Below are 19549 nucleotides of genomic sequence, written 5' to 3' on the forward strand. Positions count from 1 at the left end.
GGGGGCGCAGGTCAGGGGAGGATTCGCAGAGTGACGTGGGGCACGTGGGGTGGGCGGGGCGGGTGGGGCGGCCGGGGCGGCACTGTCCCCGGTCCCGACCCCGTTACCCCCACGAACATGGGGGAATACGCGGCTCATTCCCCCATGTCTGCGGAGGTTCTCGGGGTCCGCCGGCGCCGGGGGCGGCCTGATCTCGGACTCGGCCGCACCGCGCCTTGCCCTGGGACTCTGTGCCCCCTGGGGCCGCGGAGCCCCTGGGGAGGAACGGTCGCCCACGCCGCTGACCTCGACATTGTGTACCGTCCGGGGGCAGCGAGCGCCCACGGGGACACCCTGTGGCCATGCCTCGCCGACCCTCCCCGATCCCGCCCGCTCTCCCCCGCCCCGTCTTCACCGCCTCCGAGGCGCGCGCGGTGGGGGTGAGCACCGATCGACTCCGCGCGCAGGACATCCGCCGCCTGGCCTACGGGCTGTACGCGGTGGCCGACGTCGACCTGTCGGAGCGCTCGGTGCTCACCGCGATCACGCGCACGGATCCCGACGCCGTGGTGAGCGGGTTCAGCGCCGCCCGCCTCCTCGGCCTCCCCCTGCCGTCGTGGGTCGCACCGCCTCGACCTGCCGCCGGCGGGTCCACCGCGCCGAAAGCCGGATACGTCCTGAGCGCGGGCGCCGACTCCGGCCTCCCGCGCGCATCCACCCCGAGTCCCACGTACGTCGCCACCGCGGAACCCGGCGCCCCGATGCTCCATCTGACCTCCCAGCGCACGCGGCGGGATCACTCGTTCATCCGCTGGCGCGAGCAGACGCTCCCGGCGGAGCAGATCATCACCGTCGGCGACCTGCGCCTGACCAACCGCGTGCGGACCTGGCTCGACCTCGGGACGGAGCTGCGCCGCGAGGAGCTCGTGGCGATCGCCGACCATCTCGTCCGCCGGCCGCGGCCCTGGGCCGAGAACCGGAGCGACCCCTATGCGACTCCCGAGCAGCTCGCCGAGGCGGTCGAGGAGCATCCCGGTCGGGGCCGACCCCGTTTGCGGGAGGCGCTGGCGCTGAGCCGGGTCGGCGCCGACTCCGCGGCGGAGACTGCCGTGCGTCTCGCGCTCGGGCGCGCGGGGATCCTTGAGGCGGAACTGAACCGGGAGATCGTCGAGAACGGCGTGCGGCTCGGGGAGCCGGATCTGTCCTGGCCGCAGTGGAGGGTCTGCCTCGAGTACGACGGCGCGCATCATCGCAGCAGGGAGCAGCATCGCTCCGACATCCGCCGCCGTGAGCAGCGGGAACGGCACGGCTGGATCGAGGTCCAGGCGATGGCCGACGACCTCGCCGACGGCTTCCGCTCCACGGTGCGCCGCCTGGAGCGGGCCCTCCGCGAGCACGGATGGAGCCGGGACGGGTGAGGACGAGGTCGCGAAAACGCGCGCCCGGAGACGGGCCCGGAGCCGCACTGCCGGAGACGAGCCCGGACGCGGCGCGCCCTACCCCTCGGCCGGCGGGTCGAGAACGGCGGCCGCGGCGGCGTGATGCTCGGCGTCCCCGGTCTCGAGGGCGTACAGGCCATAGCCGAGGGGGCTGGCGGAGAACATCTCGGTGCAGTGCTCGGCGAGCCCGTCCCACACCTGACCGCCACCGGCGACATATCGCTCGATCGCCACCTCGAACACCTCGGGTGGCGCGCTGACCTGCAGGAACATCAGGTCCTTAGCGGGGTCGCCGATCGCGGCCGTGGTCCAGTCCAGCACCGCCGAGATTGTCTCCCCCTCGACCAGGGTGTGCGCCGGGTAGAGCTCGCCGTGGGTGAGCACGGTGTGCTGGGGCCAGTAACGGTCCTCGCCGATCCACGCCTCCCAGCGCTCCCGCAGCTCCGAGGCGATCCGGAACTCGCCGGCGACGCTCTCGAGGTCGCGGCGCCAGATCTCGCGGACCTGCTCGGGGGTGCGCACGTCGATGCCGGTCGCCTCCGCCTCCGCGGGGTCGAGGCCGTGCAGTTGGGCGACGACGTCCCCGAGGCTCGCCGCGTACACCGTCGAGGTCATGTCCACGCGCCACTCGACCTGGCCGTCCGCCGTCATCTCGAGCCCCGGAAGTCCGGGCAGCAGCGGGTACGCGATGAGTTCCGGTGTGTGGACGCGCCAGTCCGGCACCGCCACGTCGAGCCGTGGGCCGACTATCTGCAGCAGACGCGCCTCGACCTCCGCGCGTGCCAGCACGTCCGGCCGACGGGGGATGCGCAGCACCCAGTCCTCGCCGTCGGCGGCATGGGCGAAGGCGACCCGGAAATCGAGCCCCAGCTCCTCGACGCGCACCGACGAGGGGTCGACGTCGAGCCCGTGCCTCTCGGCGAGCGCGGTGATCCCTGCGGCGTCCGACGGCGGGGTGGCGGTCTGCGGGGCGTCGCTCATCGACCCAGCGTGACAGCCGGGACCGACGGGCGCGAGCGAATTCTGTCGGCCGCCTCCCCACGCCCCGCGCGCACCCGGTATCGCAAGCCGGGTGGCGCGAGCCGGGCCCCATGAGCCGTGCCTTACGAGCCGAGCCTCGCGAGAACCTCCGCACACTTGGGGGAATACCGGCTCTATTCCCCCAAGTCTGCGGGTGTTCTCGCGGAGAAGGGCGCGGGGCCGGGCCCCGCCCTCACCCTCACTCCTCCGGGACGTCCCGCTCGATCTCCGCGAGCCAGGCGGCGGAGGCTGCGTCGGACGGCATCCGCCAGTCACCGCGCGGCGAGAGCGACCCGCCGGCCAGCACCTTCGGGGCGTTCGGTAGGGCGGACCGCTTGAACTGGTTGCTGAAGAAGCGCTTCGTGAACACCGTCAGCCAGTGCTTGATCTCCGCGCGCGAGTACTCGCGATGGTCGGCCTCCGCGTACCCGGCCGGCCACTCCCCCGCCGCCTGATCGCCCCAGGCCTGATGGGCGAGGTAGGCGATCTTGCCCGGGCCGTAGCCGCGGCGCAGCACGTGGTAGAGCGTGAAGTCGTGCAGGGCGTAGGGGCCGATCGAGTCCTCGGTGGACTGCGCCTTCTGCCCCGGGGAGGTGGGGATCAGCTCCGGCGAGATCTCGGTGTCGAGCACAGCACGCAGCACCTCCGCGGTCGCCGCGTCGAAGATCCCCTCGGAGATGACCCAGCGGATCAGGTGCTGGATGAGGGTCTTCGGCACCCCCGCGTTCACGCCGTAGTGGGACATGTGGTCGCCCACGCCGTACGTGCACCAGCCGAGCGCCAGTTCGGAGAGGTCGCCGGTGCCCACCACGATGCCGCCGTGGTGGTTCGCGAGGCGGAACAGGTAGTCGTAGCGCATCCCGGCCTGGACGTTCTCGAAGGTCACGTCGTACACCGGCTCGCCGTCGCCGAAGGGATGCCCCATGTCCTTCAGCATCTGCGTGGAGGCGGGGCGGATGTCGATCGTCTCGAAGGTCGCGCCGATCGCCCGCGAGAGCAGCTCGGCGTTGGAGCGGGTGTGCTCGGTCGTCGCGAAGCCCGGCATCGTGTAGGCGAGGATCTCGGAACGGTCGCGCCCGAGCCGGTCCATCGCGCGGGCACAGACGATCAGGGCGTGCGTCGAGTCGAGGCCCCCGGAGACGCCGATGACGGGCCGCGCGCCGCCGGGCTTGTCGCCGCCGATCTGCTGCAGCCGACGCACGAGCCCCGCGACCTGGATGTTGTACGCCTCGTAGCAGTCCAGGGCGAGGAGCGCCGGGTCATCGGGCACGAAGGGGAAGCGGTCGTGCGGCCGACGCAGCGGCCCGGTCGCGGGCGGAGTCCGCAGGGCAGGCAGGTCGACGCCCGTGGCGGCGGCGCGCGCGTCGTGCTGGGCCTGGGCGGCGCGTCGTCGGCCGCCGAGCAGGATCGGCGCGGGCATTTCGTCGTCGTCGACGTCGTCTGACTCGTCGTCCCAGAGGTCGGCCGGAGCCCACGGCCCGAACAGGTTCGTCTCGTTCCAGGTCTGGTACTTCTCGAGCGCGTCGGCGTGGGTGCGCCGGTTGTCGTCGAAGGTGTTCTGCCGGCGCCGCTCGGCGACGATCCGGTCGAGGTCGACGTCGACGATCGTGTGCCGCACCCCCTGAGGGAACCGCTCGGACTCCCCGAGCAGGTCGCCGCACTCGTACACGAAGGTCTGCCCGTCCCAGGCGAGGTCCGTGGTCGACTCCCCCTCGCCGGCGGCGGCGTAGACGTACGCGCTCTGGGTGCGGGCGGAGGCGGAACGGGCCAGCAGCTTGCGGTCCTCGGCGCGGCCGATGGTGATCGGGGACCCCGAGAGGTTCACGGTCACGGTCGCGCCGGCGAGCGCGGCCTCGGCCGACGGCGGGATCGGGACCCACATGTCCTCGCAGATCTCGACGAAGAGCTTCAGCCCGGGGACGTCCTCGACCGTGATGATGCCGTGCGGGGTGAGCGCGGCGAACTGTCCGCCGAGCCGCACCTGCTCGTTGCAGGCATCGTCGCCGGGCGCGAACCAGCGCCGCTCGTAGAACTCGCGGTAGGTGGGGAGGTTCTGCTTCGGGGTGATGCCGAGGATCTGCCCCCGGTGGATCACGACGGCGCAGTTGAAGACGCGGGAGCGGTCCTTCGCGCGCAGCGGGGCGCCGAGCACGATGATCGGCAGGAGGTCCTCGCTCGCCTCGAGCACGGTGAGCACCGCCTGCTCGGCCGCATCCAGCAGCGGCTCCTGCATGACCAGGTCGTCCAGCGAGTAGCCGGTCAGCGACAGCTCGGGGAAGACCGCGATCCCGACCTGCTGGTCGTGCAGGTCGCGCAGCACCTCGAGGTGGCGCTCGGCATTCGTGGCCGGGTCGGCGAGCGCCACCGGCAGCGTCACCGCGGCGACGCGCACGAAGCCGTGGTCGTAGACCGAGGCATGGGGATGGTCGACGGGGTCGGCGGCGGCTGCGGAGGGGCCGGTGGGCTGGGTCGCTGCGCTCATGGTGCCGAGAGTAGTGGAGGGCGGGAAAGTGGGAGGGGTGGGAGAGGGCGGAAAGGTGGGAGCAGCCGGGAAAGTGGGAGGGGGCGGCGGAGTCGTGTCCGCGAAAGGGACGTCAGCGGCACGAGGCCTGTCATATGCAGGTCTCGTGCCGCTCAGAGCCCTTTCATGGACAACCCTGACCGCTCCTCCCTCTGACGCCCAGCCCACACCCCGTTCCCCCTGGCGCCCAACGCCCGCCCCGCTGCGGTAGCTTGAGCCGGTGCATCACCGCGACAGCGCAGGCAGGAGGGCGAATCGATGAACTCCAGGCGTCCCCTCCTGGGCTGGCTCCTCGTCGCCCCCAGCCTGATCGGGGTCACGGCCTTCCTCATCCTGCCGGTGCTGCTCGCGTTTCTCGTCTCGCTGTTCCGCTGGGACCTGCTGGGCTCCCGCGCGTTCGTCGGCCTCGAGAACTACGCGGCGCTGCTCACCAGCGGCTCCCTCGCCAACTCGCTCCTGGTCACGGCACTGTTCACCCTGATCTCGGTGCCGGTCTCCCTCGCGATCGGGCTGGTGCTGGCCACGCAGCTGGTCCGGGCGTTGCCGGGATCGGCGATCGTGCGGGTGATCGTGGTGATCCCGTGGGTGTGCGCGCCGCTGGCCCTGGGCGTGGTGTGGAAGTGGATCTTCCAGCCGTCGGTCGGCGCGCTGAACCAGATCCTCGGGGTGCGCATCGAGTGGCTGACCGATCCTTCGCTCGCGCTGCCCGCGGTCGCCTTCGTGGCGATCTGGCAGAACGTCGGCTACATCTCGCTGTTCTTCCAGGCCGGGCTCTCGCGGATCCCCGGCTCGATCTACGAGGCGGCGCGCTTGGACGGGGCGGGGCCGGCGCAGCAGCTGTGGCACATGACGATCCCGCTGCTGCGGCCCACGACGTTCTTCCTCGCCGTCACCCAGGTGGTCGCGAGCTTCCAGGTGTTCGACACGGTGTTCGCGCTGACCGGCGGCGGCCCGCAGCATCGCACCGAGGTGATCGCCTCGCTGATCTACCAGGAGGCCTTCGTCTCGAGCCGGCTCGGCCGCGCCAGTGCGATCGCCGTGATCCTGTTCCTGCTGCTGGTGGCGATCACGCTGGTCCAGCAGCGGTGGTTCTCCCGCCGCATCACTTACGACATGAGCTGAGAGGAGGAGCGAGATGACTGCCCACACCGCCCGTCGGCCCCGGAGCGCCACCGCCCTGGGACGCCGCCTCCTTAGCAGCGCCGCCACCTACCTCGTGCTCGCCGTCGCGGCGGCGCTGACCCTCGGCCCGTTCCTGTTCTCGGTGATGACCGCGCTCACCTCGACGCAGCAGTTCGCGCAGCAGGGGCCGCTGTCGATCCCGGCGCCGCCGGTGCTCGACAACATCGTCGCCCTGTTCACGCCGACCTCCACCTCCGACGGCTTCGTCACCCCGGTGGCGGTGACCGTGCAGATGGTCGCCGTGATCCTGGTGGGCCAGATGGTGTTCTCGGTGCTCGCCGCCTATGCCTTCGCCCAGCTCCGGTTCCCCGGCCGTGACCTGCTGTTCTGGGTGTACATCGCGACGCTGATGGTGCCGCAGGTGGTGGTCGTGGTGCCGCTGTACCTGATGCTCAGCGAGGTCGGCCTGCGCAACACCTTCTGGGCGCTCGTGCTGCCCTTCGTGCTCGGCTCCCCGTACGCGATCTTCCTGCTGCGGGAGAACTTCCGCGGCGTCCCCACCGAGCTGATGGACGCGATGCGGATCGACGGCGCGGGGACGCTGCGGCTGCTGTGGCACCTCGTGGTCCCGCTGAACCGGCCCATCATCGTCACGCTCGTGCTGATCACGGTGGTCACGCACTGGAACAGCTTCATGTGGCCGATGGTCATCACCTCGGGGCCGCAATGGCAGACCCTCACCGTCGCCACCTCCGCGCTGCAGTCGCAGTACAACAACAACTGGACCCTGGTCATGGCCGGGACGACGCTCGCGATGCTGCCGCTGGTGCTGTTGATGGTCGTGTTCCAGAAGCAGATCACCCGCTCGATCGGCGACGCGACGCTGCGGTAGGCGGCGGGGAGCGCCCGCCTATACGCCCGCCGAGCCTGCCCCGCCGACGCCAGCGGCCCGGCTCACTCCCGCCAGAAATTCCGCAGACATGGGCTTATTCGCACCTTATTCGCCCCACTCTGCGGGGGTTCTGCCCGAGGGGCGGCGCGACGGAGGTAGGGAGGAGGAGGTGCGGCGCGGGCAGGGAGAAGCGACGAGGACGCACGCCCAGGGGCACGCAACCAGGGACGCACGACCAGGGGCACGCGACCGGGGACGCGCGACCGGTGTCGCGCCACCCGGCCACTCGCGTTCATCCCCGTCCCCCGTGGTGCCGCCGGTACGGGGATACTGGGAGGATCCCCCGGGGCCTCACCTCCCGGGGCGGATCCGCTTCCGGAAGGAACTCCATGCTTCGCCGCATCACCCGCCGCACCGTCCTCTCCTCCCTCGCCGCCGCCGGCCTCCTGACCACTGCCGCGGCCTGCTCGCCTTCTGGCGGCTCGGGCTCCGGCTCAGGCTCGGGCGGCGACGGCTCCGCGAGTGATGCCGGGGGGAGCACCGGGGGCGACCAGGGCACGCTGACCTTCCGCCTCTGGGACCAGAACGCGGTGCCCGCCTATGAGGAGTCGTTCGCGGCGTTCACCGAGGCCAGCGGCTGGAACGTGAACATCGACGTGGTGCCGTGGGCGGACTACTGGACGCAGCTGCCCCTCGACATCGCGAGCGGCGACGCGGCCGACGTCTACTGGCTGAACTCCGCGAACTACATCCAGCTCAAGGACTCCGACGCCCTCCTCGACATCAACGAGATCATCCCCGACGGCGCCGCCCAGTGGGAGCCGTCCGTGGTCGAGCTGTACACGCGCGACGGCGGGCTGTGGGGCGTGCCCCAGATCTGGGACTCGATCGCGCTGTTCTACAACGCGGCGCTGCTGGAGGAGGCGGGGGTGGACCCGTCGGCCCTCGCCTTCGACCCGGCCGCCGCGACCGACTCGCTGCGGGACGCGGCCCGCGCACTGACCGTGGACGGTGCGGGCCTGCACCCGGGCGAGGACGGCTTCGACCCGGACACCCGCGCACAGTTCGGGTTCAACTCGCAGGCGGACCGACAGGCGATCATCGGCCCGATGCTGGCCGCGAACGGCGCCGAGTGGCAGAGCGAGGACCAGTACACCTTCGCCTCCCCCGAGGGCATCGCCGCGTTCCAGTACATGGCCGACCTGATCAACGTCGAGAACGTCGCCCCGAGCGCCGCGGACACCAACGAGAACGGTGACTTCACCCGCGACCTGTTCACCCAGGGCAAGCTCGGCCTGTTCCAGTCCGGCCCGTACAACCTGCTGGCGATCTCCGAGGGCGTCGCGGACTCCTTCGACTGGGCGCTCGCGGCACCGGTCGCCGGTCCGGCGGGTCCGAAGTCGCTGGTCCACGGCGTGGTCGCCGCGGGCAACGCGAAGGCCGACGAGGCACAGCAGGCGGGCATCGCCGAGCTGCTGACCTGGCTCGGCTCGAAGGAGGGGCAGCTGCCGCTCGCCGAGAAGGGCGTCGCCTTCCCGGGGCACGTCGAGGCGCAGGACGCTTTCATCGCGTTCTGGGAGGGCAAGGGCGTGGACGTGAGCGTGTTCGTCGAGGCCGCGAAGAACGCCGCGGAGGCGGACACCGGGGCGCGCGCGAACGCCGGCCTGACCGCCGCGATCCCGATCTTCCAGGAGGTCTTCATCGGCCGGCTCACCGCGGAGGAGGGCATCCCGCAGGCTCAGGAGGAGGGCAACGCGGCGATGGCCGGCTGAGCCGACGGGCGGCCGTCGGCGACGGCGTCCCGAGTCGGCTCCTCCCCGAGCCGGCTCCATCCCGAGCCGGCGGCGCCGCCGGGACCCGGTGCGTCGGCGCCGCCCTCCACGAATCCGCCACAGATCGTGCCCGGAACGTGCCCGCGCGAGGGGCCCGGAGCGCGCCCGCCCGTGCGAGGGTGAGCCCATGACACAGAACACATCCTCGCCCGGGGGCTGGGCGCGAGGATCCCAGGGGGATCAGTCAGGGGTCGGCGCGGCCGACGGATACGGCGGGGCCGGGGGACCGACGTCTGCCGACGGGTACGGCTGGGCCGGGGGACCGACGTCCGCCGGTCCCGCGGCAGCGGCTCCCGGCGTCGGCCCCGAGCCGGGCCCGGCAACGGCCCCCGGCATCGTCGTCGAGCACGTCAGCCGGGCTTTCGGCAGCGTGCAGGCGGTCTCCGACCTGAGCTTCACCGCGCCGCGCGGGGCGGTGACCGCGCTCGTCGGCCCCAACGGCTGCGGCAAGTCGACGCTCATGCTCATGCTCGCCTCGCTCCTCGCCCCGGACTCCGGGCGAGTGCTCGTGGACGGCGTCGACCCGGCGCACGACTCGCCCGCGGTGCGCGCCGCCGTGGGCTGGATGCCGGATCAGTTCGGGGCCTGGGACTCGCTGCGCGTCGGCGAGGTGCTCGAGGTGATGGGCCGCGCGTACTTCCTGCCGGCGGACCGCCTGCGCCGACGGGTCGACGAGCTGCTGCACCTGCTGGACCTCGACACCCTCGCGGCCCAGCCCGCCCACGTCCTCTCACGCGGCCAGAAGCAGCGGCTCGGACTCGCCCGGGCCCTGGTGCACGAGCCGCGGGTGCTGATCCTGGACGAGCCGGCCTCGGGCCTGGACCCCGCCTCGCGCCGACGCCTGCTGCGCGTGGTCCGCTCCCTCGCGGAGTCCGGCACGACTGTGCTGGTCTCCAGCCACATCCTCTCCGAACTCGAGGAGATGGCCGACCACGTGGTGCTGATGGACGCGGGACGTGCCGTGACCTCCTCGTCCGTGAAGGACCTGGCCCGGCTCGCCCGGCCGTGGCGCATCTCCTCGCTCGACGCGGCAGCGCTCGATGGCGCCCTGCGCCGCCTCGGCGTGCACCACGGTGGGGTGACCCCTCCGGATCGCACACCGAGCGGTCACGCCGAGGCCCGCGTGACCCTCCCCGACGAGGCGACGGCGGCGCGTCTGCTCGCGGATCTCGTCGGTGCCGACGCCCGCGTGATCGGCTTCGCCCCGGAGACCGGCCGTCTCGAGGCGGCCTATCTCGCTTCCCATGCCGCCCGCCGCGAAGGAGCCCTGTGATGAGCCAGCCGCAGAACCCCCAGCAGCCCGCGCAGCAGCCCGCCGCGCCGCAGCCGTCGGCCCCGCACCCGGTGGCAGCCCACCCGTCGGCTCCGCAACCGCCCATCGCCCCGACCCCTCCCCGCAGCGCCCCGCTGAACGGCACCCTGTCCCTGCGCCTGCGCGGTCTGCGCCTGGTGACCTCGCTCGAGCTGCGCCAGCGGATCCGCTCGCGGAAGTGGTACGTCGCGCTCGGGGTGTGGACGCTGATCCTGCTCGGCCTCGGCGGGGTCGCGCTGGTGCCGACGATGCTCTCCTCGGAGTGGGGGGAGGTGCGCCTGATCGCCGCGGTCACCTTCAGCCTGCAGGCCATGCTGGTGCTCGCCGCGATGCTGCTGGTGGTGCCGGCGCTGTCCGCCGGATCCCTCAACGGCGACCGCTCCGCCGGGACCCTCGCGATCCTGCAGGCGAGCCTGGTCAGCCCGCTCGAGATCGTGCTCGGCAAACTCATCGCGGGCTGGGTCACGGGGCTCGCCTTCCTCGTGCTCGCCCTGCCGTCGGTGCTGCCGACGATGCTGCTCGGCGGGATCGGCCCCCTCTACGCGCTGCGGCTCGTGGTGGTGATCGCGCTGCTGACCTTGTGCGTCACCGCGGTGGGCCTGGGCCTCTCGGCGATCACGCAGCGCCAGCTCGGCTCGGTCGTGCTCGCCTACGTGATCGTCTTCGGGGTGACCGCGGTGCTGCCGATCGTGTGGGGCACCAGCGCGGCCGTCCTCGCGGAGGAGCGCACCGTGACCACCTGGACGTACGACTACGAGAACTGGCCGGAGGACGGCTCGAGCCCCGCGGAGATGCAGTGCATCGAGCAGGAGGAGGAGCGCACGGTGCTGCGGCTGGACCTCACGATGCCGCTCATGTGGGGCAATCCCGTGGTGCTGCTCGCCGAGGCCGCTCCCACCCTGGACACGGACTGGTGGAACGATGAGGTTCACGGGTCGCGGGCCGACGTGCTCACGCTGACGAAGCTCGGGATGCGCACCGCGGCGACGCCCCTGCATCCGAGCCACTTCGTCAGCTGTTCACCGGACACCCCCGGCTATCCGACCGACCTCGGCACGGCGCAGAACCGGCCGCTGTGGCCGATGGGCTTCGGCCTGTGGATCCTCGCCGCGGCCGCCTCGCTCACCGTCGCGGTGCTCCGGCTGCGGGTGCCGATCCGTCGTCTCGGCGCGGGGACCCGGATCGCCTGAGCGGGTGGGCCCGCGGTCCGGCCGACGGGCCCGCGGCTGGGCCGACGAGCCCGCGGCTCAGAGCTCGCGCAGCCCGGTCGTCGACTCCGGGACCTGGTGCTCGCCGCCGTCGGCGTCCCGCCGGCGCCCGCCCTCCAGCGGTGCTGCCGTGCCGTAGCCCGCGGCGGCGACCCCACCGGACCCCGGCCCGTCCCCCGCCCCGAAGTCGGGCAGCTGGCCCGCGGCGAGATCGGCCGCGCGCACCTCGGTGGGACGGGCGCCGGGGACGGAGTCGTCGACCCACAGCCGCTCCCCCGCGGCGTCCAGGTCGAAGATCTCCAGCGCGTGATCCCCGCCCTCGGCCTGCAGGCGCTTGCGCAGCGCGGCGCGGACGGCCGGATCCTGGGCGCGATCGGTGCGGGTGCCGAGATCGGGGGCGACCAGGGCGTGCGGGGCCTCACGGCGCATGACGTCGCCGGCCGGCCCGTAGAGCACGTACCGCAGCCCCGAGCGCAGCGAGTGCGCGGCGCCGACGCCGAGCAGCGGCACGAGCACGAGCGCCGCCATGACCAGTGCCGTCCAGATCAGCGGGGTGCCGACCCCGAGGAGGGCGACACCCGTGCCGGCGGCGACGAGTCCGAGCAGCGCCACGAGCGCCGCGAGCACCCCCGAGAGCGTGACCGCCCGCGCCTCCCACGGGTTCACGCGGGCGCGATGGACCCACTCGCGATAGGTGCGCTCGTCGATCACCTCGGCCCGCGCCCCCTCGGCGAACCGCACCGCCACACCCGGGACAAGGCTCAGCCCGAGCACGACCAGGCCCAGCAGCGGCGTGCCGAGCGCGATGATCTCCCAGGTCAGGATGGGCTCGAGGGCGGCGAGGTCGTCGATCGAGAGACGGGTGAACATCGAGACGGCGTCGGCGATCCCGAACACCAGCCAGCCCAGCACCCCGGCGGCAGGCAGCACCCAGGTGAGCGTCGAGCGGCCGATCACGGCGAGGGACCGGGCCATGCCGCGCGGGCTGAGCCCGGCGCCCGCCTCGGGGGTGCCGGGGACGGGCGGGAGGTGGCGACGATCCTGCGCGAGGACCCGGCGAGCGGCGGTGCGGCGCGCGCCAGGGTCCCGACCGATCCGCGCGGTGACCTCGATCGCCGCGTACGGCTCGACGCCGAGGAGACGCGGCGCGGAGAGCAGGCGGCGCACCAGCAGCCACGCCCCCATCACGGCGAGCAGGGCGAGGCTCAGCGCGGTCAGCTGCCCGGCGCCGACCCCCGCCCACGGCTGCGGCACGCCCACGGCCGCGAGCAGCGGCGCGAGCAGCAGGGCCAGCACCGGCGGCGCCATCACGGCCGCGGTCGCGAGATCCCGCACGGCCTTCTGGAAGGACTCCTCGGAGAGGAAGCGGCGCGGCTCGAGGGCGGCGATCCGCGAGCTCGCGACCGGCAGCAGCATCGCGCTGGTCAGCGTCGCGATCGGGGGGACGAGCAGCAGCGCCGCCCACAGCCCGCTCGGGCTGAAGCCCAGCCCGAAGAGGGTCGCGCGGAGATAGGCGGCGTCCCCGATCGCGAAGAGGAGCGCGAAGGCCCAGAAGGTCGGCGCCGCCCCCCACACGTACAGCAGCACGAACACCAGCCAGAGCCCCAGCAGCACCAGTCCCGGCGCCCAGGAACGGCGCAGCAGGCGCCCGGTGAGGGCGCGGCGGGACTCGAGCAGGATTTCCGCCGGCGGGAGGAGCGAGGTGTCCTCGCGCGGCAGACGCGGCGGCGGGGGCAGGTCCCGCAGGGGTGGCAGTGCGCGGTCCGACGGCGAGGTCATCGGGGCTCTCAGACGGTGCGGCGGCCGAGGAAGGCGCGCCCCAAGGTCATCTCGTCGGCGTAGTCGAGGTCGCCACCGACCGGCAGGCCGGAGGCGAGGCGGGTGACGGTCAGCTCGAGCGGGGCGAGCAGGCGGGAGAGGTAGGCGGCGGTGGCCTCCCCCTCGATGTTGGGGTCGAGGGCGAGGATGACCTCCTGGGTCTCCCCGGTGCCGAGACGGCTCATCAGCTGGGTGATGCGCAGGTCGTTCGGGCCGACGCCACCGATCGGGTCGATCGCGCCGCCGAGCACGTGGTAGCGGCCGCGGAACTCGCGGATCCGCTCGATGGCCACGATGTCCTTGGACTCCTCGACCACGCAGATCACCTCGTCGCTGCGGCGGGCGTCCGCGCAGATGCGGCAGCGCTCGTCGGCCGAGACGTTCCCGCAGATCTCGCAGAAGCGCACGGTGTCCTTGACCGTGATCAGGACCTCCGCGAGACGGCGCACGGAGGCCTCGTCGGCGTCCAGCAGATGGAATGCGATCCGCTGCGCCGACTTGGGGCCGATGCCCGGCAGCCTGCCGAGCTCGTCGATGAGGTCCTGGACGATGCCTTCGTACACGGCCTCAACTGTAGTCATCGACACCGACGGCGGCGGCCGACGGGGGCCGGGTGTGGATGTGCGGTGCGCGGCATCGGGCGCGACGGTGCCCGGAACGTGCCTGCGTCCTCTCCCCGCGATTTAGTCCATCGCCCGGAGAAAACCGGCTACGCTGGCCGCACCCCGCAGATCCACCGCCCGACGCCGCCCTCCCGGGAGCCGTCGGCCGGAGTGGCCCTGCACCCCGCGGATCGCCCGAGGAGAACCATGGTCCACCTGCCCTCCGCCCTGCTGGACGCCGTGCACGAGCGGGTCCTGTCCGGGCTCGGCGACGCCCCCGCGGGCCGCGAGATCGCCGACCGCGTCGTCGCCTATCTGCGCAACACCTCCGAGACCACGGTGAGTGTCGACGAGGACGGCACCACCTTCGTGATCACCGGGGACATCCCCGCGATGTGGCTGCGGGACTCTGCCGCGCAGCTCACCCCGCTGCTGCGCCTGGTCTCGGCCGGGGTCGGCGCCGAGGAGGACCGTGCGGTGCTGGTGGATCTGCTCGCGGGCCTGCTGCGTCGGCAGTGGCAGCAGATCGTCCTGGACCCGTATGCGAACGCCTTCAACCGTCGGCCGGACGCCTCGCACTGGGACTCCGACGACACCGACCGCGAGAACCCGTGGGCGTGGGAGCGGAAGTTCGAGCTCGACTCGCTCTCCTACGGGCCGGACCTCGCGTGGCGGCTGTGGCGGGCGACGGGCGATACCAGCTGGGCCGGGGAGCAGTTCGTGGCGGCGGCGCGCACGGTCCTGGAGACGGTCCGCACGGAGCAGCACCACGAGGAGCGCTCGACCTACCGCTTCCGCCGCGCCGGGGTGCCCGCCCAGGACACCCTCGCACGGGACGGCCGCGGCTCGCTCACCGCACCGAACGGCATGGTCTGGGCCGGGTTCCGGCCGAGCGACGACGCCTGCACGCTGGGCTACAACATCCCCGGGAACCACTTCCTCGCCCTCGCGCTGGAGCGGCTCGGCGATCTGCTCGAGCAGGTCGCGGGCGAGAGGGACGAGGCCGCGGAGGCGCGGCGGCTGAGCGCGGAGATCCGGGAGGCGCTCGCGGGGCACGGTCAGATCGACGGGCCCGACGGGCGACGGATCTGGGCGTACGAGGTCGACGGTCTCGGGAACCACGTGTTCCTCGACGACGCGAACGTGCCGAGCCTGCTGGGCCTGCCGTACCTGGACTGCGCCGAGGCGTCGGACCCGGTGTACGTCGCCACGCGCGCCGCGGTGCTGTCCGGCGCGAACCCCTACTACTACGAGGGCGCGCAGCTGCGCGGCATCGGCTCCCCGCACACTCCGCCGGACCACGTGTGGCCGATCGCGAAGTGCGTCGAGGGCCTGACCTCAGCGGACGATGCGGAGCGCCTCGCGATCCTGGAGACGCTCATCGCGACCGACGGCGGCACCGGGATGATGCACGAGGGCGTGCACGTGGACGATCCGACGCGGTTCACCCGCGAGTGGTTCTCCTGGTCGAACTCGATGTTCTGCGAGCTCGCGCTGGATCTGGCGGGCGTGCACCGCTGAGCGGCGGGACGACAGGGGGCGCTGGATCCCGGCGCGGGCTCGCCGCGCAGGTGCGGCGCGCTCACGGGGCCGGCCCAGGCGGCCGACGGAGGTCGCGGGGCCGTCGACCGTCGGCTGGTGCGCTCCTCAGCGCAGAGGGGTACGGTCGGTCGCGTCCGTGACTCGGCGCGCCTCAGCCCGAGCCCATCTCCCGAACAGGAACCGCCTCGATGACCCCGCTGCCGCCCCCGTACGACGCCGCCGAGCCGGCCGCCGAGACCCAGGTGACGACCGCGCCGGAGGTCCCGACCGCGGTGGTGCGGCGCCAGGACTTCCCGATGTTCGAGATGCCCGACCTGATGGACGGCACCTTTTCGCACCTGGTGTCGGCGCTCGCCGAAGCGGGGATCTCCCCGATCGGTCCCGCGTTCTCCCTGCACCATCGGGCGCCCGTGCAGACCGCCGACCTCGAGGTGGGGCTGCCCGTGGACCGTCCGCTGACGGAGGGGATCACGCTGCCGAACGGCTTCGAGGTGACCGGGTCGGTGCTGCCGGCGGGACGCATCGGCTGGATCAGCCACGTGGGCAGCTACGGCGGGCTCGCCGAGGCCTGGGGCGCCTTCACCGAGGACATCGGCGAGTCCGAGGAGCAGATGACCTACCCGTTCTGGGAGATGTACGTGACCGAGCCGACGCCGGACACCAACCCGGCGCACCTGCGCACGGACCTGTTCAGCCTGCTCGTTCCCCGCGAGGGCTGAGCTCGCTCCGGCGGAGGCCGCTTCATCGGCGCCTGCCGAGGGCGTGCGCTCCCCCGGGCTGAGCCCGCGGCGGTGGGGTCACATGGGTGGGGTCACATCTGTGGGGTCTCGTCGATGATCTCGAGCACCCGGCCGCCGAGCACGCTCTCGATCACCTCCCGGCCGCTGCGCGAGGTCACCTCCGCGTCCTCGTCGTCGCGCGATGCGCCACCGGTGGGGTCGACCTCCGGCTCGGGCTGAGCGCCGGCCCGGCCGACCCGACCGCGCTGCTGGTTCGCGGTGCGCGAGGCCAATGCCGCCTCCCGCACGAGCGCGGCGCCGCTGCGAGGAGCGGGGGCCCGATCCGCAGGCGCCGACGGTGCCGCCGACGCAGCCGCCGCCTGCGGTTCGGACGTCGCCGGAGGCTGTGCCGCGGGCGTTCTCGCAGGCTGTGCCGCGGGGTCTCCCGCAGCGGCGATCCCAGCCGTGCCCCACGAGGCGGCTGCGCGGGCGGCCGCCGAGGGTGCCTGCGTCGTGGGCGCCGCCTGCGACGCCGCCGCGTCCGACCCCGAATCGTCGGGGCTCTGTGGCGACGCGGGGCTCTGCGGCGACGCGGAGCTGTCGGCACCGAGCGGGCTGTCCGCACCGACGGGGCTGCTCGGGCTCACCGGAGACGGTCCGCTGGACGGTCTCGCGAGGCCGGACGACACGTCGGCCGCGGACTGCGCGTCGACCGAGGACCACGCGTCGGCCGCGGTGCCGCCCCACGAGGCGCCCTCGTCGTCTTCGGCGGGGACCGCGCCGGCGGGTCCGCCGACGGTGGCGCCTCCGGCGGCGGAGCCGCCCGACGGGGGCAGCGAGCGGACCACGCGGCCCTCGGCGAGCGCGCGGCGCAGGGCTGCTTGGCCATGGGTGCGCGGTTCGCCGTCGGGGACGGAGTCGCGTCCCTCGTCCTCGACCTCGAGCACCTCTCCGGCGGGCACCGCGGAGGCAGCGCTCCCCGGGCCGGGCTCCTCGTCGACGTTGCCGCCATGCCGTTCGAGCAGGTCGGCCCACCGCGGCTTGACGGACGTCGAGGCATCAGCCGCCGCTGTCGCGTCCGTCGCCGGGGGCGCGGGACGGCGCTCGCTCAGCCGGGCGTCGTCGGCGTCATGGGGGCGGTAGTCGTCCTCGGGGTCCGGCGGGAAGGGGTCCTCCGGCTCCGGGGGGAAATCCTCTGACGCTGCCGTGGGAGCGGGGCTCCTCCGGGCGTCGGGACGCGAGGGACCGGGCGCCGAGTCGCCCCAGGGGGCGCTGCCGCCGCGAGGACCCTGCGCGGCCGCGGCTTCGCTCCGGGCGCGTGGTGCCTGCCCGGGACCATGCTCATCGCGCGGGGAGGGGGCGGGGCCGGCCGGCTGCGACGGGCCACCCCCGGAGGGACCACCGGCAGAGCCACCGCCAGCAGGTGCGCCGCCAGCCGGACCACCGGCAGAGCCACCGCCAGCGGGCGCGCCCCCGGCCGGGCCGCCGGCCGGACCGCCGCCAGCAGGGCCTCCCTCGGTCGGGCCACCGCCGCCGGGTCCCTCCCCCACCACGGCCTCCACCGCGACGTCGCCCCCGAGCACGCGCCGTGCGGCGTCGGCCAGGTTCTGCGGCGCAGTGCCGCGGTGGTACGCGGCGAGGAGCCCGTCGGTGCGGAAGCCGATCACGAGGGAGCGCCCGCGGACGGCGTTGAGCTGGGCGTTCTGCGCGATGAGCGCCCAGGCCGGCCGACGGATCTGCTGCAGCTCGTCGAGGATCGCGCCCCAACGGCCGCGGACCTCCTGCTCGTCGAGGCCGTCGCCGCTCGCCGCGGCACCCTGCGGCGCCGCGCTCTCCGCGGCCGGCCCCTGCGGCGTCGCCGGCTGCGGGCCCGCGGACCGCGCGGCGCCGGACGGAGCCTCGGCAGGCCGCCCCGCCGCCTCCCCCGGAGTCTTGGATCCCGCAGCGGGCGCCGCCGGGGCCGGGGTCTGCTGCTCGGGACGGGACGCGCCCGCACCGGGTCGCGCGGTCGCGATATCGCCCCATCCGCTGCCGCCCTGCTCGACGGGCCGCTGCTGCGGGGCGGCCGACTGCTCAGTCCGCTGGTCTGGCTCGGGTGTCGGCCGACCCCCGCGGGACTGCCGGGACGCGGTGGCGCGCTCCTGCGCGATGCGCCGCGCCTCCTCCCGACCACCGCCGGCGGGAGCACCGCCTTCGGCGTCGGCCGGACCGGCCCCGGCGGGAGCCCCTGCGCGCGTCGACCCACCGGCGGCACCCTGCCCGCCCGCCGCGCCTCCGCGGGAACCCGTGCCCGCGGGAGCGCCGCCCGTCGGCGCTGCGGCGACCGCACCCGCCCGCTCGTCGCGCAGCACCAGTCGGGCGGCCAGCAGCTCGAGGTGGAGGCGCGGGGAGGTCGCGCCCGACATCGTCGAGAGGGTCTCGTGGACCAGATCGCCGCACAGCGAGAGGTCGGCCGGGGAGAAGAGGGTCGCCTGCTGGCGCATGCGCTCGAGCTCGTCGGCCGGGACCTGCGGCAGGAGATCCGCGCCGCGATCCGGCACGGCGGCGAGGACGATCAGGTCGCGCATCCGCTCCAGGAGGTCCTCGACGAAGCGGCGCGGCTCGTGCCCGGTCGCGAGCACCTGCTCGACCGCTCCGTACAGCGCGGCGGCGTCCCGCTCGGCGACCGCGGTGATCGCGGTGTCCAGCAGCGCCGTGTCGGTGAAGCCGAGCAGCGCGATCGCGGTCGGGAAGTCGAGGCCGTCCTCCCCCGCGCCGGCCATCAGCTGGTCCAGCACCGACATGGAGTCACGGGCCGAGCCGCCTCCCGCTCGGACCACCAGCGGCATCACGCCCTCACCGACCTGCACGGACTCCGTCTGGCAGACCTCCTCGAGGTACGGGCCGAGGATCTGCGGCGGGATCAGCCGGAAGGGATAATGGTGGGTGCGGGAACGGATGGTGCCGATGACCTTGTCCGGCTCCGTGGTCGCGAAGACGAACTTCACGTGGTCCGGCGGCTCCTCGACGAGCTTCAGCAGCGCGTTGAAGCCGGCCGAGGTGACCATGTGGGCCTCGTCGATGATGAACACCTTGAAGCGGTCGCGGACCGGGGCGAAGGAGGCGCGCTCGCGCAGCTCGCGGGCGTCGTCCACACCACCGTGGCTCGCCGCGTCGATCTCCACCACGTCGAGGGAGCCGGAGCCGCCGCGGGCCAGGTCGCGGCATGAGTCGCAGGTGCCGCACGGGGTGTCCGTCGGACCCTCGGCGCAGTTCAGGCAGCGGGCGAGGATGCGGGCGGAGGTCGTCTTGCCGCATCCGCGCGGGCCCGAGAACAGGTAGGCGTGCCCGACCCGTCCCGCGCGCAGCGCACGCCGCAGGGGCGTGGTGACGTGGTCCTGGCCGATCACCTCGGCGAAGGACTCCGGGCGGTAACGACGGTACAGAGCGGTGGCCACCCCGACAGGCTAGTCGAGGCCGCCCACAGCCACGCCCGGATGGGGACGGGCGGGCATCGGGGAGGAACGGTCCTCGTCCACAGTCCCGGCGCGTCCACACTCCCGG

The 19549-nt window shown here is 73.6% G+C and carries 13 protein-coding genes; 8 read left to right on the forward strand and 5 right to left on the reverse strand.

Annotation, left to right across the window (positions count from 1 at the left end; all coding sequences use genetic code 11):
- The first annotated feature begins 341 nt into the window (after positions 1–341).
- Positions 342–1397: a hypothetical protein gene (locus tag ACZCAH_RS14330; protein WP_464341729.1), complete on the forward strand. Its 1056-nt coding sequence runs from the start codon at positions 342–344 to the stop codon at positions 1395–1397.
- A 78-nt stretch (positions 1398–1475) separates the two neighbouring features.
- Here ACZCAH_RS14330 and ACZCAH_RS14335 read toward each other — a convergent pair whose 3' ends face one another.
- Together ACZCAH_RS14335 and ACZCAH_RS14340 are read right to left on the reverse strand one after the other, a co-directional pair.
- Complete coding sequence (locus ACZCAH_RS14335) at positions 1476–2399, reverse strand: macrolide 2'-phosphotransferase (protein ID WP_464341730.1); 924 nt, start codon at positions 2397–2399, stop codon at positions 1476–1478.
- 238 nt (positions 2400–2637) lie between these two features.
- Positions 2638–4920, reverse strand: coding sequence for an NAD(+) synthase (locus tag ACZCAH_RS14340; protein WP_464341731.1), 2283 nt, complete (start codon positions 4918–4920; stop codon positions 2638–2640).
- A gap of 297 nt (positions 4921–5217) precedes the next feature.
- On the opposite strand from ACZCAH_RS14340, the gene ACZCAH_RS14345 reads away from it, so the two are divergent.
- The 5 genes from ACZCAH_RS14345 (at position 5218) to ACZCAH_RS14365 (ending at position 11307) form a co-directional block, all read left to right on the forward strand.
- The gene (locus tag ACZCAH_RS14345; protein ID WP_464341732.1) at positions 5218–6081 is read left to right on the forward strand and encodes a carbohydrate ABC transporter permease; all 864 of its coding nucleotides are present in this window, start codon (positions 5218–5220) and stop codon (positions 6079–6081) included.
- A 13-nt stretch (positions 6082–6094) separates the two neighbouring features.
- On the forward strand, positions 6095–6973 hold the full coding sequence (locus ACZCAH_RS14350; RefSeq protein WP_464341733.1) for a carbohydrate ABC transporter permease: 879 nt from the start codon (positions 6095–6097) through the stop codon (positions 6971–6973).
- A gap of 389 nt (positions 6974–7362) precedes the next feature.
- Entirely contained in the window at positions 7363–8745 is a 1383-nt protein-coding gene (locus ACZCAH_RS14355; protein WP_464341734.1) for an ABC transporter substrate-binding protein, read from the forward strand.
- 187 nt (positions 8746–8932) lie between these two features.
- Positions 8933–10078, forward strand: coding sequence for an ABC transporter ATP-binding protein (locus tag ACZCAH_RS14360; RefSeq protein ID WP_464341735.1), 1146 nt, complete (start codon positions 8933–8935; stop codon positions 10076–10078).
- Complete coding sequence (locus tag ACZCAH_RS14365) at positions 10078–11307, forward strand: ABC transporter permease (RefSeq protein WP_464341736.1); 1230 nt, start codon at positions 10078–10080, stop codon at positions 11305–11307. The genes ACZCAH_RS14360 and ACZCAH_RS14365 overlap by 1 nt, the downstream gene beginning before the upstream one ends.
- A 57-nt stretch (positions 11308–11364) precedes the next feature.
- On the opposite strand, the gene ACZCAH_RS14370 is transcribed toward ACZCAH_RS14365, so the two are convergent.
- Positions 11365–13104, reverse strand: a complete 1740-nt coding sequence (locus ACZCAH_RS14370) for a hypothetical protein (RefSeq protein WP_464341737.1) — start codon at positions 13102–13104, stop codon at positions 11365–11367.
- A gap of 8 nt (positions 13105–13112) precedes the next feature.
- Positions 13113–13706, reverse strand: coding sequence for a recombination mediator RecR (recR, locus tag ACZCAH_RS14375; protein WP_464341738.1), 594 nt, complete (start codon positions 13704–13706; stop codon positions 13113–13115).
- Positions 13707–13952: 246 nt separating this feature from the next.
- Between recR and ACZCAH_RS14380 the strand changes: the two genes are divergently transcribed.
- Both ACZCAH_RS14380 and ACZCAH_RS14385 read left to right on the forward strand, forming a co-directional pair.
- Positions 13953–15266 (forward strand): glycoside hydrolase family 125 protein, encoded by a 1314-nt coding sequence (locus ACZCAH_RS14380; RefSeq protein ID WP_464341739.1) that lies wholly within the window; start codon positions 13953–13955, stop codon positions 15264–15266.
- A 209-nt stretch (positions 15267–15475) separates the two neighbouring features.
- A complete protein-coding gene (locus ACZCAH_RS14385) occupies positions 15476–16006 on the forward strand; it encodes a GyrI-like domain-containing protein (RefSeq protein WP_464341740.1) in 531 nt (176 codons plus the stop codon).
- Positions 16007–16098: 92 nt separating this feature from the next.
- Here ACZCAH_RS14385 and ACZCAH_RS14390 read toward each other — a convergent pair whose 3' ends face one another.
- Positions 16099–19443, reverse strand: coding sequence for a DNA polymerase III subunit gamma and tau (locus tag ACZCAH_RS14390; RefSeq protein ID WP_464341741.1), 3345 nt, complete (start codon positions 19441–19443; stop codon positions 16099–16101).
- Between the last annotated feature and the right edge of the window lie 106 nt (positions 19444–19549).

It is taken from the genome of Brachybacterium sp. B718/18 (assembly GCF_055454375.1).